The following is a 15,349-nucleotide window of genomic DNA, read 5'->3' on the forward strand; positions in this document are numbered from 1 at the left end:
GTACCGTGACGTCATGTCCGGTACCGCCGAATACCTCGCCGAAGGCCCTCGCGCGGGCATTCGCCCCTTCACCCACGCGGACGGCGCCGAGTTCACCGCGCGGGTGCGTGAGAGCAAGGGCCTGCACCAGCCGTGGCTGTTCCCGCCCGACAGCCCCGCCGCCTACGCCTCGTACGCGGGGCGGCTGATCGACGATCCGACGAAGGCGGGGTTCCTCGTCTGCGAGACGGACGGCGCGGGCATCGCCGGGTACATCAACATCAACAACATCGTCGGGGGCGCCTTCCGCTGCGGGGCGCTCGGCTACGGCGCCTTCGCCCACGCCGCCGGACGCGGTCTGATGCGCGAAGGGCTGGACCTGGTCGTGCGGCACGCGTTCGGCCCGCTCGGGCTGCACCGGCTGGAGATCAACGTGCAGCCGGGCAACGCCGCCTCGATCGCGCTGGCCCGCCGCTGCGGCTTCCGGCTGGAGGGCTTCTCGCCGGCGTTCCTCTTCATCGACGGGGCCTGGCGCGATCACGAACGCTGGGCCGTCACCGCCGATATGGTGCCCTCATGAGTCCCGTACGCAGCCTCGTGGTCCTGGACGCCCCCTCGAACCTGGGACTGCGTCCGCCCGCGCCGGGCACGGTGCCCGGCTGCTGCAAACTCGCCGGGGCCCTGCGCGAACAACGCGTGGTCCAGCGCCTCGGCGCACTGGAGGGCGGCGTGGTCGTCCCGCCCCGCTACGACCGCGGCGACTGGCAGGAGGGCGACGGAGTCTTCAACGCCGGGGCGCTCGCCGCCTACACCGTCAGGCTCGCCGACCGCGTCGAGCGCCATGTCCGCGCCGGAGACCTGCCCGTCGTCCTCGGCGGCGACTGCTCGATCCAGCTCGGCGCCTCACTGGCCCTGCGGCGCCTCGGACGGTACGGACTCGTGGCCGTCGACGCCTCGGCGGACTTCCGGCACCCCGGCAACTCGGAGCGGATCGGCGCGGCGGGCGGCGAGGAGGTGGCCCTGGCGACGGGCCGCGGCCAGGACGACCTCACCGACCTCGAAGGGCTGAAGCCCTATCTGCGCGACGAGGACGTGCGGTTCTTCGGCATCCGCGACTGCTTCGAGGAGGACCGGGCCGAACTCGCCGAGCTGAAGATCCCCACGGTGACGGTCGGCGACCTGCGCGAATGGGGCGCCGACACGCTGGGCCGGACGACCGCGCAGAGCTTCGACGCGAAGGAACTCGACGGATTCTGGGTGCACTTGGACGCCGACGTGCTCGACCCGTCCGTCATGCCCGCCGTCGACAGCCCCGACCCGGACGGCCTGATGCCCGACGAACTCGTCGCCCTGCTGCGGCCGTTGGTGGGCTCCCCGCGCTGCGTGGGCTTCAACGTCACCATCTACGACCCGGATCTGGACCCGGAGGGCACCGCGGGCGCCCTGCTCGCGGACATCGTCGTCGCGGCCTTTGCCCAATCCTGACCCGGAGTGCCCCTGGCCGGGGAGTCGCACAGCCTGTTCCATGGGCGACGTGACGACCATCCGACGTGACGTGCTGACCCTGCCGGTCGCGGACGTGGGCCCGGACAACCCACTGCCCCCGCTGTGCCCGCCCGACGAGATCCACCGGCCGGACGAACGCGACGGCGAGGGCCTGCCCCGGGACATGGCCCGCCAGATCGGGTACGGGCGACTGCGCAGCCTGCTGCCGGAGCGGCTCAGGGACGGATACGGCAGGAGCCGCGCACCACGGGCCGTCGACACCCTCGTCATCGAGAACGACCGGCTGCGCGCGACCGTCCTGCCCGGATACGGCGGCCGGGTCGTCTCACTGGTCCACAAGCCGGGCGACCGCGAACTCCTGTACCGCAACCCGGTGTTCCAGCCCGCGGACTTCGCGCTCAACGGGGCCTGGTTCTCCGGCGGCATCGAATGGAACACCGGCGCCACCGGGCACTCGACCCTGGCCTGCGCACCCGTGCACGCCGCGCGCGTCACCGCACCCGACGGCGGGGACATGCTGCGCCTGTGGGAGTGGGAACGGCTGCGCGACCTGCCGTTCCAGGTCGACCTGTGGCTGCCCGACGGCTCGGACTTCCTGTACGCGGGCGTCCGCGTCCGCAATCCGCACGAGCGGGCGGTACCCCTGTACTGGTGGTCCAACACCGCCGTCCCCGAGGACCGCAGGGTGCTCGCGCCCGCCGACGAGGCCTGGCACTTCGGCCCCGAGCGACGGCTGCGCAGGGTACCGGTCCCGGTGCACGGGGGGACCGACCGGACGTACCCCCGGCGCAGCGAGTACCCCGCCGACCACTTCTACGAACTGCCGGACGGCCGGCGCCGCTGGATGGCCGCCGTGGACGCGGACGGGCGGGGCCTGGTGCAGACGTCGACCGACGTGCTGCGCGGACGCAAGCTGTTCGTGTGGGGCACCGGCAGCGGCGGCCGCCGCTGGCAGCAGTGGCTCACCGAACCCGGCACCGAGGGGTACTGCGAGATCCAGGCCGGGCTCGCCCGCACGCAGTTGGAGCACGTGCGGCTCGAGGGGGAGAGCGAGGTGGCGTGGCTGGAGGCGTACGGTCCGCTCACGGCCGACGCCGGGACGGTGCACGGCACGGACTGGGCCGCCGCCTGCTCCGACGTCGAGGAACGGCTCGAACGGCGGCTGCCGCGCGCCGGGTTCGAGGAGGCGTACAAGGCGTGGCGGACCGCCGCCGACACGGAGCCGGGCGAACTGCTCGCGACCGGCTCCGGATGGGGCGCGCTCGAAGTGCTGCGCGCCGGGCACAGCCTTCCCGGCACCCCCTTCGACGAATCGGCCCTCGGGGACGCCCAGGCGCCGTGGCAGGACCTGCTCCGCTCCGGCTCCCTGCCCGAGCCCCGCAGGGCGGGGCCTCCCGGGGAGACGCTCGTCGCGCCGCACTGGCGCGACCTCCTGGAGACCGCGCCCGCGCACCCGCACACCGAGTACCACCTCGGAGTCGCCCAGTGGCACGCGGGCGACCGGGCCCAGGCCGTGCGCAGCTGGGAGCGGGCACTGGGCCTCGCCCCGTCCCAGTGGCCGCTGCTGCGCTGCCTCGCGGTCGCCGACCTGGAGGCGGGCCACCGGGAACGCGCCGCCGACCGCTACACGGACGCCTTCGACGACCTGTGCCGGGAGCGCCGCGACGACGGCGAGGCCTGGACCGCCGCCACCGCCGCACTGGGCAGGGAGGCCGTCGCCGCACTGCTCGCGGTGGGGCGCACGGCACCGGCGCGATCCGTGTGGGAGCGGCTGCGCCCGGCGACCCGCCGACGTGGCAGGTTCCGCCTGATCGAGGCGGAGCTGCTGCTCGCGGAGGGCGACCGGGACGCGGCGCGCGCCGTGTTCGACGCGGGCTTCGAGGTCGCCGACCTGCGCGAGGGCGCCGAGGCCGTCGGAGCGCTGTGGTCCCGGATCACCGACGAGCCGCTGCCGGAGCGCTACGACTTCCGGATGCGGCCATCGGGCGGCGGCGGGGCGTGACCGTCAGGCCGACGGGCTCCGGTCCACGTACTCGTAGACGGACCCGTCGGGGTGCATCGCGATCAGATTGCGGCCGACCGGTGTCGCGACCGGGCCCGCGAGCACGGCGGCGCCCGATTCGGTGAGCACCCGGTGGGCCTCGTCGACGTTCTTCACCGCGATGGTCGCCGCGACCTTGCGGAGCACTTCCAGCTCCGACTCCGGTCCGCTCATCAGCAGGAAGCAGCCGACCGCGGCGACGGACACGCCGCCCCGCTCGAAGCGGAGTGCCGGGCCGCCCGCCAGCTTCTCGTAGAAGGGGACCGCGGTCTCCAGGTCGTCGACGCAGATGCGCAGCGTGGCTCCCAGAATGTCCATACGGACGAGCCTAGTTGGGGACGGCCGCGAAGGAGATCCTTTCCCTCGGATCGTGCGCGCGGATCCCGCTTCCGCCGTGCGGATGAGGCCCGTCGTCCGGGTCGGCCCCGGGCCCGCGGCTCCTGGAGCCCGCCCGGCGTCGAAGTCCGCCGCCCATGGAGTCCGTCGCTCAAGGGCCGCCGCCCCGGAGCCCGCCGGTCCCGTCCCGGAGCGGGCCGACGGGCCACCCGTGCGACGGGCGACCGGGCCGACGGGCCGTGCGGCGGTGGCGCCGGGTGGCGCTCCCGCCGTCCGGTGCCGCGCGCGCCGGACCACGCGCGCTGGACCACGCGCGCTGGACCACGCGCGCTGGACCACGCGCGCTGGACCACGCGCGCTGGACCACGCGCGCTGGACCACGCGCGCTGGACCGCGCGCGCCGGACCGCGCGCCGCGGGCGGGTCCGGCCGGGAGGGCGTGTCCGTCCGGACGGGCGCGCCCCAGGTGGCACGCCCCGGCCCGGGCGCCCCGGCGGGGGACCCGACGTTTGGGCGCCCCAGCCGGGGGGACGCGAAAAGCCCGTACGAGACACTCCGCCGGAGGAGCACCATGAGCCGACCCCGTGTCGTGATCATCGGCGCAGGATTCGCCGGATACCGGACCGCACGGACCCTGTCCCGGACGGCCCGCGGCAAGGCCGACGTCGTACTGCTGAACCCGACGGACCACTTCCTGTACCTGCCCGTGCTGCCCCAGGTCGCCGCCGGTGTCCTGGAGCCGCGCCGCGTCACCGTGTCCCTGTCCGGCCCGGCCGCCGGGGCCGTCACCCGCGGCCACCACCTGGCCGCGATGCCCGGGAACCGCGTGCGGGTCGCCGCCGACTGGCTGCTGGACGCCGTACTGCCGCGCCAGGCCGTCCAGTTGGGGCTGGTCCGGGGCTGGTCCGTGCCCCTGGGCACGGCCTCGCCCGAACCGGCCCGCGTGCCGGGACGGGCCGAGCCTCCCGCGGCGGACGCCCCGGAGGCTCCCGACGCTCCGGACGACCGGGGGACACGGAGGGAATGACCATGCGGACCGTACGCGCGGGAGGGCGCACCGTGCAGGTGCACCGGCCCGACAAGGTGCTCTTCCCCGGCGGCGGCGGGGCCGGGCAGTACACGAAGGGGGACCTCGTCGCGTACTGCCGGGAGATCGCCCCGTACATGCTGCCGCACCTCAGGGGGCGGCCGCTGATGCTGGAGCGCCACCCCGACGGCGTCGAGGGGCCCCGGTTCATGCAGAAGAACGTCCGGGACCACGATCCGGCGTGGATCGGCCGCGTCGAGGTGCCCAAGGAGGGAGGCACCGTCACGCACCCCGTGTGCGACGACACCGCGACCCTCGTGTACCTGGCCGACCAGGCCTGCCTGACCCTGCACAGGTGGCTGTCCAGGACCGGCCGGCTCGACCGGCCGGACCGGATGGTCCTCGACCTCGATCCGGCGACCGAGGACTTCGAGCCGGTGCGGGAGGCCGCCCGGTTGTTCGGCGAGCTCCTCGACGAGGTGCGGCTGCCGTCCGCCCTGATGACCACCGGCTCCCGCGGGCTGCACGTCGTGGTCCCGCTCGACGGACGGCAGGGATTCGACGACGTGCGCGCCTTCGCCCGGGACCTCGCCGACACACTCGTCGAGGAGCACCCCGACCGCTTCACGACGGCCGCCCGGAAGAAGGACCGCGGGGACCGGCTCTACCTGGACGTCCAGCGCAACGGCTACGCCCAGACGGCGGTCGCCCCCTATTCCGTCCGTGCCGCCCCCGGCGCCCCGGTCGCCGTCCCCCTCTCCTGGGACCAGCTCGACGATCCCGCGCTCGGCCCCCGCCGCTGGACCATCGAGGACGCCGTCGACCAGGCCCGTACCCGCCCCTGGTCCGGGCTGGCCCGCGCCCGCGCGCTCGGCCCGGCACTGCGCCGGCTGGACGCCCTGCGCGGCCGTCGGCGCTGAATGCCCGAATACTGGATCCGTACGGGAGAACGCGGTGCCGCGCTCCGGCCCCGCACGGGACGGGAGCCGTGGCGCGCGCCACCGGAGGAGGAGGCGCCATGAGCGGTCTGCGCTACGTCTACGCGGTCTGCCGGCCCTTCGGCACGCCGCTGCCCGCCCAGCTCACGGGCGTCGCGGGAGTGCCGCCCAAGCAGCTGACCCACCACGGTCTGGTCGCCCTCGTCGGCCGGGTGCCCCCGGAGGAGTTCGCCGAGCGGCCGCTGCGCGCCCGTCTGGAGGACCCGGAGTGGTTCGCCGAGACGTCCAGGGCCCACCGGAACGTCGTCGACGCGCTCACCGTCGTCACCTCGCCGCTGCCGCTCCGGGTCGCCACCGTGTTCCCGGACGACAGCGGGGTGCGCGCCATGATGGAGAAGCGCGAGGACGACTTCCGGCGCACGCTCGACCGGCTCGACGGGCGGGTCGAATGGGGCGTACGGGTGTACGGGGAGGCCCCACACCAGGAGGGGCGGCACGGGAGCGGCGGACCGGGCCGCGGGGAAGGCGGCGGGAGCGGCCGGGGAGGGTCGTACGCCGGGGATCGGCGTGCCGGGGAATTCGCGCGCGGGCTGCACGAGACGCTCTCCGGGCGGGCCGAGGCCGGCCTGACCTGCACCCCGGGCGGCGGCACGCAGCCCCTCGCCCCGGGCCGGACCGTCCTGAACGCCGCCTACCTGGTGCCGCGTTCGGAGTCGGAGGCGTTCGTGGAACTCGTGCAGCGGGCGAGGGCGGCGGAGCCGGGGGTGCGCGTCGAACTCGGCGGACCCTGGGCGGCCTACTCGTTCACCGGGGAGGAGCCGTGACGGCGGTTCGCGAGCGGGTGGGCCGGGCGCGGTGCGGGACGCCCGCGCCCGCAACGGGCCGCGTCCCGTTGCCCCCGGTCGGGGCAACGGGCCGCACGGACCGGTCTGTTCAGGAGCGGTGCCGGAACTCCCTGGTTTGGCAGGGGAGTTCCGGGCGCCCGGCCTGATCGGGAATCGGGGTGGAGCGGTGTCGCGGGACTACCAGCGATACCAGCGGGACCTGGTCCCACTCGCGGACGTACCGCGCACCAGGAAGCCCAGCAGCCACACGACGAGAACCACCAGGGCGATCCACCAGAGCAGTTTCACCGCGAATCCGGCACCGAAGAGGACCAGCGCCAGAAGCAGTACGAGCAGGATGGGAACCATGGGCATTACCTCCTGCGGTCCGTGTTTCCCGGTGCCGCGGATTCAGGCCGGCTTGCGGCACAGAATTTCTCCGTGCAGGACCGAGAACCAGGCGTCGTCCCGCCGGCCCCACTCCCGCCAGGCCGCGGCCACGGCGTCCAGCTCGCCGGCCGTCGCGTGGCCGGACTCCGTGGCGCGCTCCGCGTACGCGGACTCGACGGTGCGGTCCGCCCACAGGCCGCTCCACCACGCCCGCTCCTCGGCGGTGGAGTAGCACCACGTGCTCGACGAGGCGGTGATGTCGGTGAGGCCCGCCTCCAGGGCCCAGGACTTGAGGCGGCGTCCGGCGTCCGGCTCACCGCCGTTCGCCCGGGCGACGCGCCGGTACAGGTCGAGCCAGTCGTCCATGCCCGGGACCGGCGGGTACCAGGTCATCGCCGCGTAGTCCGAGTCGCGCACCGCCACGAGGCCGCCCGGCCTGGTCACCCGGTACATCTCGCGGAGCGCCTGCACCGGGTCGCCCACGTGCTGGAGCACCTGATGGGCGTGGACGACGCAGAAGGTGTCGTCGGCGTACTCCAGCGCGTGCACGTCGGCGACCGCGAAGGTGACGTTGTCCAGCCCGCGGTCGTCCGCCGTGGCGCGGGCCCGGTCGAGGATGCCCGGCGCGTGGTCGACGCCGGTGACATGCCCGTCGGGAACCAGCTCGGCCAGGTCGGCGGTGATGGTCCCCGGCCCGCAGCCGATGTCCAGGACCTTCATGTGCGGCTTCAGCGAACCGAGGAGGTGGGCCGCGGAGTTGGCGGCCGTGCGCCAGGTGTGCGAGCGCAGCACGGACTCGTGGTGTCCGTGGGTGTAGACGGCGGTCTCCTTCGACATGGCGTCCTCATTCCTCGTGGCCTGGTGACCTCGTGACCTCGCGGTCCCGCGCCCGGGCCGGGCGGAACCGCTGCCCGGGTCGTGCACGCCACGGTACGCCGCCGTGCCGAATGATGAGATACCTGTCTTGGAATGCGGACTGACGAGCCGTCGGCCGAACCGTTGGACCTGTCGGCGGAGGGTGGCGGACACGGCGGTGCCCGGCCGGAGCCGTGACCCGGAGCCGTGACCCGGAGCCATGCCCCGGAGTCAGACCGGGACCCGGGCCGGAGGCAGCCGGAGCCATGGCCGGGGGCGCGACCGGGTCCCGGTCGGACTCGGCCGGAGGTCAGTCGGAGGCCAGGCGGAGGTCAGTCGGAGTCGAGCGGCCGGTACACCGTCAGCGCCTCCGGCAGCTTGTCGAGCGTCACCCCGCCCTCCAGCGCGACGACTTCGCCGTCGTACGCGAGAAGGGTGCCCGGCTCCAGGCCGCCCAGTTCGAGCCGGTCCACCCGGACCGCCGCGTGCAGCGGAGAGCGGGTCAGCGGTCCCGCGACGGCCGCCGCCAGCAGCCTCAGGGCGGGCGCGCCGCCGCCGTGCACGACCCGTACGTCCAGCCGTCCGTCCGCGAGGTCGAACCGGCGGGCCGGCACCGGTCCCGTACGGCGGTACATGCCGTTCCCGGCGAACAGGAGCCACAACGGCCGCCGCACGCCGTTGATCTCGACCTGCACCTGGTGCCGGTCCGCGCGCAGGGCGCGCACGGCGGCGAGCAGGCCGGCCGGCCGGTCCCCGATCCGCTTCGACCAGCGGTTCCGTTCGCCCGCCAGTTCCGAATGGACGCCCAGACCGCACGAGTTGAGGAAGTACCCCCGGGTGTCGCCCGAAGTGAAGCGGCCCACGTCCACCCGTACCGCCTGGCCCGCCGCCAGCGCGCGCGCCAGGGTGCGCGCGTCCTCCACGCCCAGGTCCCGGGCGAAGTTGCCGAGGCTGCCGCCGGGCAGCACGGCCAGCGGGAGACCGTGGCGCAGGGCGACCGCCGCGGCCGCGTTCACCGTGCCGTCGCCGCCGCACACCCCGAGCACCGCGGCGTGGGCGGCCGCCTTCTCCAGCTCGGTCCCCAGGTCCTGCGGCCCGCACTCCACGACCTTCGCCCGCGGCAGGATCTCGGTGAGGGCGCGGACGTGCCCGGCGCCGCCCGCCGTCCGGTCGGCCACCAGGACCAGTCCGTCCCCGTCCGGCAGCGCGGGCACGTCCGCGCAGGTGCGGCCCGGCAGCGGCAGCACGTCCCGGGTCGGCACCAGGCCCCGCACGGCGAACGCGGCACCCACCCCGAGCGCCGCCCCGACCACCACGTCGCCCGGGTAGTGCACGCCCGTGTAGACGCGCGAGAGGATCACCGAGGCCGCCAACGGTGCCACCGCCGCGCCCAGGGGGCGGGACTCCAGGGCGACACCCGCCGCGAAGGCCGCCGCCGACGCCGAGTGCCCCGAGGGGAACGACGTGGTGATCGGCTGCCGCTTCAGCCTCCGGATGGCCGGCACGGCGTCCAGGACCGGCCGCCGGCGCCGCACCGAGCGCTTCCCGACGGTGTTGATGGTCGCCGAGGCCAGGGCGAGCGAGGCGACACCGCGGACGGCGGCACGGCGGGCCCGCGGCGAACCCGTCGCCGCGAGCAGCGCCGCCGTGCCGAACCACAGCACACCGTGGTTCGCGCTGCGGCTGAGCCTCGGCAGCAACCGGTCGCCCCCCGGGAAGTGCCGGGCGGCCACCGCCTCGAAGAGGCGGTGGTCCAGGGCCATCAGCCGGCCGCGCAGGGCGCGGCCCGATTCGGTGCCGTTGAGGTCTGCGTCTGCGGTCATGACACCTCGTCTACCCCGCCGGACGGGTACCTCGCACGTCCGGACGCCCCTGGGGCCCCGGTACAACCCGTTTGCCGCCGGTACCCGGCAGGGCGTCCCGGACGCCCCCGCCCGCCGGAGCGGCCGGGTCGCGGCAGGTCCGCCGCGGCGCGCGGGCGGCCCGCCGCGGAGCCGCGTCGCCCGGGCGTGCCGCGGCCCGCCGGGTAACCCGTTTGCCGCCCGCCCCGCCCGCCCCGGAGAATGCGGCCCATGGGACATCTGGAAGCCGCGCACCTCGAGTACTACCTCCCCGACGGGAGGGCGCTCCTCGGCGATGTGTCGTTCCGGGTGGGCGAAGGGGCCGTGGTGGCCCTGGTGGGACCGAACGGCGCGGGCAAGACCACACTGCTGCGCCTGATCTCGGGCGAGCTGAAACCGCACGGCGGAACCGTCACGGTCAGCGGCGGACTCGGAGTGATGCGCCAGTTCGTGGGGTCCGTACGGGACGAGTCGACCGTGCGCGACCTGCTCGTCTCGGTCGCCCAGCCACGCATCCGGGAGGCCGCCGAGGCCGTCGACCGCGCCGAGCACGGCATCATGACGGTCGACGACGAGGCCGCCCAGCTCCAGTACGCGCAGGCGCTCTCGGACTGGGCCGAGGTGCGCGGCTACGAGGCCGAGACCCTCTGGGACATCTGCACCACGGCCGCCCTCGGGGTGCCGTACGACAAGGCGCAGTTCCGCGAGGTGCGCACGCTCTCCGGCGGAGAGCAGAAGCGGCTCGTCCTGGAGGCGCTGCTGCGGGGCTCGGACGAGGTGCTGCTGCTCGACGAGCCGGACAACTACCTCGACGTCCCGGGCAAGCGCTGGCTCGAGGAACGGCTGCGGGAGACCCGCAAGACGGTCCTGTTCGTCTCCCACGACCGGGAACTGCTCGCCCGTTCCGCCGAGAAGATCGTCAGCGTGGAGCCGGGGCCCGCCGGCGCCGACGCCTGGGTGCACGGCGGCGGCTTCGCCACGTACCACGAGGCCCGCCGCGAGCGCTTCGCGCGCTTCGAGGAGCTGCGGCGCCGCTGGGACGAGAAGCACGCCCAGCTCAAGAAGCTGGTGCTGAACCTGCGGCAGGCCGCCTCGATCAGCCATGAACTGGCCTCGCGCTACCAGGCGGCGCAGACCAGGCTGCGCAAGTTCGAGGAGGCCGGCCCGCCGCCCGAGCCGCCGCGCGAGCAGGACATCACGATGCGCCTGCACGGCGGACGCACCGGCGTACGGGCCGTGACCTGCAAGGGGCTGGAGCTCACCGGACTGATGAAGCCCTTCGACCTGGAGGTCTTCTACGGCGAGCGGGTCGCCGTGCTCGGCTCCAACGGCTCCGGCAAGTCGCACTTCCTGCGGCTCCTCGCGGGCGGGGACGTCGCGCACACGGGGGAGTGGAAGCTCGGTGCCCGGGTCGTCGCGGGACACTTCGCGCAGACCCACGCCCATCCCGAGCTGATGGGGCGCGCCCTGCTCGACATCCTGTGGAGCGAGCACTCCCAGGACCGCGGGGCCGCGATGTCCCGGCTGCGGCGCTACGAGCTGACCAACCAGGCGGAGCAGCGGTTCGACCGGCTCTCCGGGGGCCAGCAGGCGCGTTTCCAGATCCTGCTGCTGGAGCTGGAGGGCTCCACGGCCCTCCTCCTCGACGAGCCCACCGACAACCTGGACCTGGAGTCCGCCGAGGCGCTCCAGGAGGGCCTGGAGGCGTACGAGGGCACCGTGCTGTCCGTCACCCACGACCGGTGGTTCGCCCGCTCCTTCGACCGCTACCTGGTGTTCGGCAGCGACGGACGGGTGCGGGAGACGACCGAGCCGGTCTGGGACGAGCGGAGGGTGGAGCGGGCCCGGTAGCCGCCGCCCCGTGTGTGCCGGGCCGTCCCGCGGCCGTCCGCCGCAGGCGGGCCCGGCGCCCCGGATGTTCGTAGAGTGGTGGGAGAAGGGCGAGACGCACGGCTCCCTGCCGGACGCCGCTCGGGACACCGCCCGCCGGGCGGGTACCCGGACCGCGCCGAAGGCCACGACGATCGGGGTACCACCATGACCGGAGTCGACCCGGGCCTCCTGGACGACCAGCAGCTCATGAGAGAGCTGGAGACGATCCACCGCACGCGCCACGACACGCTGCTGCACGGTTCGAACGACGCCCTGCGTACGCACAACCTGCGGATGGCGCAACTGGAGGGTGAGTACCTGCGCCGCCATCCGCGCCGCCCGGTCGCGATGGGCCGCACGCGGGCGGGGGCGCGGGAGCGCCAGCCGGACAACGGCGCCTGATCCACCCTCCCCGGCGATCCGGCGATCCGGCGATCCGGCGATCCGGCGATCCGGCGATCCGGCGATCCGGCGACCCAGTGCCCCAGTGACCCGGCGATCCGGCGACCCGGTGAGCCCTGGGCACGCCAGGACACCCCTTCCGCCGGGCCCACCTGCCCGGGACCCCGGGACCCGGCTCGCGCTTCCCGGATGCCCCGAGGACCCCGGCCCGTGCCTCCCCGAGGGCCCGGAACCCCGGACCCGGCTCGCGCTTCCGGAAGCCCCGGAACCCTGGGGGCCGGAACGTCCGTCCGGCGCGCGGGCTGCTCCGGCCACCCCCGCTCCCAGGGGCCCGTGCGGTCGCACGGGCCCCTGGGAGCGGGGGTGGCCGCCGGGGTCGAGGGCGGTCCGGGGTGCGGTTGTGCGCGGGACGGCGACGCGGGGGTTCGGTCCCGTACCAGCGGGAGACCCGGACCCCGCTCTCCCCGGCCGGCCTGGAGAAGGACAGGACGACGGCGGTATTCGCCGTGACCATCCCGGTGCTGCTGCTGCTCGGCGGCGACCTGGCCCTCGGCCGCCACGTGGAGTGGCTCCTCCCGCTCCCGGACGAGGACCGACCCCTGCCGAGGGACGAGTGGAGCCCCCCGGTCGTGCCCCCGGTGGAGGCGCCCGAACCGGCCGGGGGCGTCGCGCTCGGTGCGTTCCGGACGGCTCGCGGCGAGTGGCCTGCGACGGACAGTGGTTCGCGACGGAAGGCTCGCGACCGCTCGCGACGGTGACGTGCGGCGCACGGCGACTCCGGACTCCGGACCCCGGACCGACGCGGTCGGGCCCTCAGGAGCACGGGAGTTGACCGTCTGGGCCGTGGAGGGCCGCCCGCACGTACGCCGTACCGCCCCGCCGCCGCGCGGCCCGGACCCGCGGTGTTTGGCCCGCATGGCCGGGGGCAGGCGACGCACAGTGCTTCGGACAGGAGGCACGTCCGTGGGAGAGGTGTCCTCGCCCCGCCGCGGGTGGCCCCTTTCCGGATCCGGGCGCCCTCTCACGGCAGACCGTCCGACCACGGCACACCTCAAGGGAGTTGCACGCCTCATGCGCACTCACGCGAGCGTTGGGAACCACCCGCACGACGACGCCCCCGACACCGCCGCCGACTTCCGCAGGCTCGTCGAGCTGCCTCCCGGCCAGCCGCACGACAGGCTCCGCGAGGAGATCATCGAGGCCTGGCTCCCGATGGCCGAGCGGCTCGCCGGCCGCTTCCGCAGCCGCGGGGAGAGCCACGAGGACCTGCGGCAGGTCGCCGCGCTCGGGCTGGTCAAGGCCGTCGACCGCTACGACCCCGCGCGCGGCAGCGCCTTCGAGAGCTACGCCGTGCCGACCGTCACGGGCGAGATCAAGCGGCACTTCCGCGACCACATGTGGACCCTCCACGTGCCGCGCCGGGTCCAGGACCTGCGCAACCGCGTCCGCGTCGCCTGCCAGGAGCTGTCCCAGACCGACTCCGGCCGCCGGCCGACCGTCGCCGAGATCGCCGCGCACGCGCGGATGACCGAGGACGAGGTGCGCGCCGGCATGGAGGCACTGGAGAGCTTCACGGCCCTGTCCCTCGACGCCGAACTGTCCGGCAGCGACGACGGCTACTCGCTGAGCGACGCGCTCGGCACGGCGGACCCCGCGCTCGACGTCGTCGTGGACCGCGAGGCGGTCAGGCCCCGCATCGAGGCGCTGCCCGAGCGTGAACGGGCCATCCTCTACATGCGGTTCTTCGACGACATGACCCAGAGCCGGATCGCCGAGCGGCTCGGCATCTCCCAGATGCACGTCTCCCGCCTGCTCAGCCGCTGCTGCGACCGGTTGCGGGACCAGGTGATGCAGGACGCCGCCTGAACGAACCTCCGCCGGTCGGGCTTCCGCCCGGTCGGCCTTCCCCCGGGTCGGGCCCTCCGCCCGGTCCGGTCCTCCGCCCGGTCCGGGCGGTCTCGGCCCGTCGGGCCGGTCCTCCGCCCGGTCCAGCCCCGGTCCGCTGGTCGGGGCCGCCGCCCGGTTCGGGCCTGCGCCCGGTTCGGGCCTGCGCCCGGTCCGAGCCGCCGCCCGGTTCGGGCCGCCGCCCGGCGGGTCCTCGCGGGCCGGGCGCGACACCGGTGCGCGGCGCCCGGACTCCGCGCCGCCGCGTCGGGCCCGGACCCGATGACGGTGTCCGAAGCCCGGACACAGCGCACGCGTGCGGATGCCGCAGGCGCTCCGCGGCGCCCGGCACACCGGACCGGTGAGGTCGGCGCCCCGGACACCGAGCCGCGCGCCTCAGCACACCGGACCAGCGAGGGCGGGGCCCCGGACCCCGTGCCGCACACGCCCCGGAGCCACGGGGGCGTGGCGGTCGGGGCCCCGGTCCACCCGACGAAGGCCCCGCCCCGCGCGATCGCCGCTCGGACGGCCGCCGGCCGGACCGGTCCGCCGGACCGCCCGGTGCCCGGCCCGTGACGTCACCCGCTCGGGTGCCCGCATGGCACGAATGGTGCCCGGCCGCGCGCGCCCCGGCGGCGGCCGGGCTCTGATGGGCAGCGGGGCATGTCGGTCGTGCCCCGCCTCCGCAGCCGCCGTACGGGCGTGGGGGTCCCCAGCCGCCGGCCGAAGGAGCCCGAGCCCATGCGCAGAACCGTCCGCGCCCTGTCCGCGACCGCCCTCACCGCCGTCGCCCTGGGGGTCACCGCCGGCGTCGCGGTGGCGAACCCCTCGGCGGAGGTGACCCCGCGGATCGTTGCCCCCGGCGGCACCGTGACCGTCTCCGTCCTCTGCGAGCCGAGCGGCGGGACCCCGCCGGACACGATCGAGGCCGAGTCCAAGGCCTTCGAGCACGGTGCCGTCCAACTGCGCAGGGCCAAGGGCGAGGAGGACACCGCGGGCGGCCCGGTCTACAGCGGTACCGCCCGGATCGCCCCGGCCGCGGACTTCGAGGCCGGCGGGCCGGACAGCGCGGGCAGGACCTCCGAGTGGACCGTCGACGGGGCCTGCCCCGTGGCACCCGGCGCCCAGGGCAAACCGTGGAGCGCCTCCTTCACCGTGACCCGCGAGCACTCCCGGGGCACGGGCGTCCAGCACGGTGTGCGCGCCGGTGAGGGCGGCGCCTTCAACGACTCCACCGTCGCGCTGGTCACCGGAGGCGTCCTCATCGCGGGCGCGCTCGGCGCCGCCGTCCACAGACTGCGCCGCCGCGAGCAGTGACCGCGACCGCCATGGGCCGCGACCGCCATGGGCCGTGACCGCCATCGGCCGTGATCGGCCGCCGAGTTGACGCGGCGGATCACGGGGTAGCCGGATCCCACGAACACGGCGGGCACCGTAGGAACCACGGACCACTGC

The 15,349-nt window shown here is 75.2% G+C and carries 14 protein-coding genes and 1 pseudogene; 11 read left to right on the forward strand and 4 right to left on the reverse strand.

Annotated elements, in window-relative coordinates; genetic code table 11:
• The first annotated feature begins 13 nt into the window (after positions 1-13).
• Genes IE265_RS10160 through IE265_RS10170 form a run of 3 tightly spaced genes read left to right on the forward strand, consistent with a single transcriptional unit; the run spans position 14 to position 3,487 of the window.
• The gene (locus IE265_RS10160; protein ID WP_190035093.1) at positions 14-559 is read left to right on the forward strand and encodes a GNAT family N-acetyltransferase; all 546 of its coding nucleotides are present in this window, start codon (positions 14-16) and stop codon (positions 557-559) included.
• Positions 556-1,464 (forward strand): arginase family protein, encoded by a 909-nt coding sequence (locus IE265_RS10165; RefSeq protein ID WP_190035094.1) that lies wholly within the window; start codon positions 556-558, stop codon positions 1,462-1,464. The genes IE265_RS10160 and IE265_RS10165 overlap by 4 nt, the downstream gene beginning before the upstream one ends.
• 40 nt (positions 1,465-1,504) lie before the next feature.
• The gene (locus IE265_RS10170; RefSeq protein ID WP_190035095.1) at positions 1,505-3,487 is read left to right on the forward strand and encodes a DUF5107 domain-containing protein; all 1,983 of its coding nucleotides are present in this window, start codon (positions 1,505-1,507) and stop codon (positions 3,485-3,487) included.
• A 3-nt stretch (positions 3,488-3,490) separates the two neighbouring features.
• On the opposite strand, the gene IE265_RS10175 is transcribed toward IE265_RS10170, so the two are convergent.
• Positions 3,491-3,844, reverse strand: coding sequence for a VOC family protein (locus IE265_RS10175; protein WP_190035096.1), 354 nt, complete (start codon positions 3,842-3,844; stop codon positions 3,491-3,493).
• Positions 3,845-4,432: 588 nt separating this feature from the next.
• Here IE265_RS10175 and IE265_RS39470 point away from each other — a divergent pair.
• The 3 genes and pseudogenes from IE265_RS39470 to IE265_RS10190 all read left to right on the forward strand — a co-directional run.
• Positions 4,433-4,630: pseudogene (locus tag IE265_RS39470) on the forward strand (FAD-dependent oxidoreductase); the annotation flags it as partial.
• 254 nt (positions 4,631-4,884) lie between these two features.
• Positions 4,885-5,808: a non-homologous end-joining DNA ligase gene (gene ligD / locus IE265_RS10185; protein ID WP_190035098.1), complete on the forward strand. Its 924-nt coding sequence runs from the start codon at positions 4,885-4,887 to the stop codon at positions 5,806-5,808.
• Positions 5,809-5,906: 98 nt separating this feature from the next.
• The gene (locus IE265_RS10190) at positions 5,907-6,650 is read left to right on the forward strand and encodes a GvpL/GvpF family gas vesicle protein (protein ID WP_190035099.1); all 744 of its coding nucleotides are present in this window, start codon (positions 5,907-5,909) and stop codon (positions 6,648-6,650) included.
• 198 nt (positions 6,651-6,848) lie between these two features.
• Here IE265_RS10190 and IE265_RS10195 read toward each other — a convergent pair whose 3' ends face one another.
• The 3 genes from IE265_RS10195 to IE265_RS10205 form a co-directional block, all read right to left on the reverse strand.
• Positions 6,849-7,019, reverse strand: a complete 171-nt coding sequence (locus tag IE265_RS10195) for a hydrophobic protein (protein ID WP_190035100.1) — start codon at positions 7,017-7,019, stop codon at positions 6,849-6,851.
• 42 nt (positions 7,020-7,061) lie between these two features.
• Entirely contained in the window at positions 7,062-7,877 is an 816-nt protein-coding gene (locus IE265_RS10200; protein WP_190035101.1) for a methyltransferase domain-containing protein, read from the reverse strand.
• 350 nt (positions 7,878-8,227) lie between these two features.
• Positions 8,228-9,718, reverse strand: coding sequence for a bifunctional phosphatase PAP2/diacylglycerol kinase family protein (locus IE265_RS10205; RefSeq protein WP_190035102.1), 1,491 nt, complete (start codon positions 9,716-9,718; stop codon positions 8,228-8,230).
• A 249-nt stretch (positions 9,719-9,967) separates the two neighbouring features.
• Here IE265_RS10205 and IE265_RS10210 point away from each other — a divergent pair, with 249 nt between their 5' ends.
• The 5 genes from IE265_RS10210 (at position 9,968) to IE265_RS10230 (ending at position 15,211) form a co-directional block, all read left to right on the forward strand.
• Positions 9,968-11,587: an ABC-F family ATP-binding cassette domain-containing protein gene (locus IE265_RS10210; protein ID WP_190035103.1), complete on the forward strand. Its 1,620-nt coding sequence runs from the start codon at positions 9,968-9,970 to the stop codon at positions 11,585-11,587.
• 186 nt (positions 11,588-11,773) lie between these two features.
• Positions 11,774-12,010 (forward strand): DUF6158 family protein, encoded by a 237-nt coding sequence (locus tag IE265_RS10215; RefSeq protein WP_190035104.1) that lies wholly within the window; start codon positions 11,774-11,776, stop codon positions 12,008-12,010.
• A 506-nt stretch (positions 12,011-12,516) separates the two neighbouring features.
• Positions 12,517-12,768 carry a hypothetical protein gene (locus IE265_RS10220; protein WP_190035105.1) on the forward strand — a complete coding sequence of 84 codons (252 nt, stop codon included), beginning with the start codon at positions 12,517-12,519 and terminating at the stop codon, positions 12,766-12,768.
• 313 nt (positions 12,769-13,081) lie between these two features.
• Positions 13,082-13,876 carry an RNA polymerase sigma factor SigF gene (locus IE265_RS10225; RefSeq protein WP_190035106.1) on the forward strand — a complete coding sequence of 265 codons (795 nt, stop codon included), beginning with the start codon at positions 13,082-13,084 and terminating at the stop codon, positions 13,874-13,876.
• Positions 13,877-14,635: 759 nt separating this feature from the next.
• On the forward strand, positions 14,636-15,211 hold the full coding sequence (locus tag IE265_RS10230; RefSeq protein WP_190035107.1) for a hypothetical protein: 576 nt from the start codon (positions 14,636-14,638) through the stop codon (positions 15,209-15,211).
• Positions 15,212-15,349 lie beyond the last annotated feature (138 nt).

Origin of the sequence: Streptomyces fructofermentans, assembly GCF_014651055.1 — a bacterium.
Taxonomy (GTDB): domain Bacteria; phylum Actinomycetota; class Actinomycetes; order Streptomycetales; family Streptomycetaceae; genus Streptomyces; species Streptomyces fructofermentans.

What these genes read in the sequence shown, in the direction of transcription:
- IE265_RS10160 (WP_190035093.1), top strand. Translation starts at nt 14, where the DNA reads ATGTCCGGTACCGCCGAATACCTCGCCGAAGGCCCTCGCGCGGGCATT.
- IE265_RS10165 (WP_190035094.1), top strand. Translation starts at nt 556, where the DNA reads ATGAGTCCCGTACGCAGCCTCGTGGTCCTGGACGCCCCCTCGAACCTG.
- IE265_RS10170 (WP_190035095.1), top strand. Translation starts at nt 1,505, where the DNA reads ATGGGCGACGTGACGACCATCCGACGTGACGTGCTGACCCTGCCGGTC.
- IE265_RS10175 (WP_190035096.1), bottom strand. Translation starts at nt 3,844, where the DNA reads ATGGACATTCTGGGAGCCACGCTGCGCATCTGCGTCGACGACCTGGAG.
- ligD (WP_190035098.1), top strand. Translation starts at nt 4,885, where the DNA reads ATGACCATGCGGACCGTACGCGCGGGAGGGCGCACCGTGCAGGTGCAC.
- IE265_RS10190 (WP_190035099.1), top strand. Translation starts at nt 5,907, where the DNA reads ATGAGCGGTCTGCGCTACGTCTACGCGGTCTGCCGGCCCTTCGGCACG.
- IE265_RS10195 (WP_190035100.1), bottom strand. Translation starts at nt 7,019, where the DNA reads ATGGTTCCCATCCTGCTCGTACTGCTTCTGGCGCTGGTCCTCTTCGGT.
- IE265_RS10200 (WP_190035101.1), bottom strand. Translation starts at nt 7,877, where the DNA reads ATGTCGAAGGAGACCGCCGTCTACACCCACGGACACCACGAGTCCGTG.
- IE265_RS10205 (WP_190035102.1), bottom strand. Translation starts at nt 9,718, where the DNA reads ATGACCGCAGACGCAGACCTCAACGGCACCGAATCGGGCCGCGCCCTG.
- IE265_RS10210 (WP_190035103.1), top strand. Translation starts at nt 9,968, where the DNA reads ATGGGACATCTGGAAGCCGCGCACCTCGAGTACTACCTCCCCGACGGG.
- IE265_RS10215 (WP_190035104.1), top strand. Translation starts at nt 11,774, where the DNA reads ATGACCGGAGTCGACCCGGGCCTCCTGGACGACCAGCAGCTCATGAGA.
- IE265_RS10225 (WP_190035106.1), top strand. Translation starts at nt 13,082, where the DNA reads ATGCGCACTCACGCGAGCGTTGGGAACCACCCGCACGACGACGCCCCC.
- IE265_RS10230 (WP_190035107.1), top strand. Translation starts at nt 14,636, where the DNA reads ATGCGCAGAACCGTCCGCGCCCTGTCCGCGACCGCCCTCACCGCCGTC.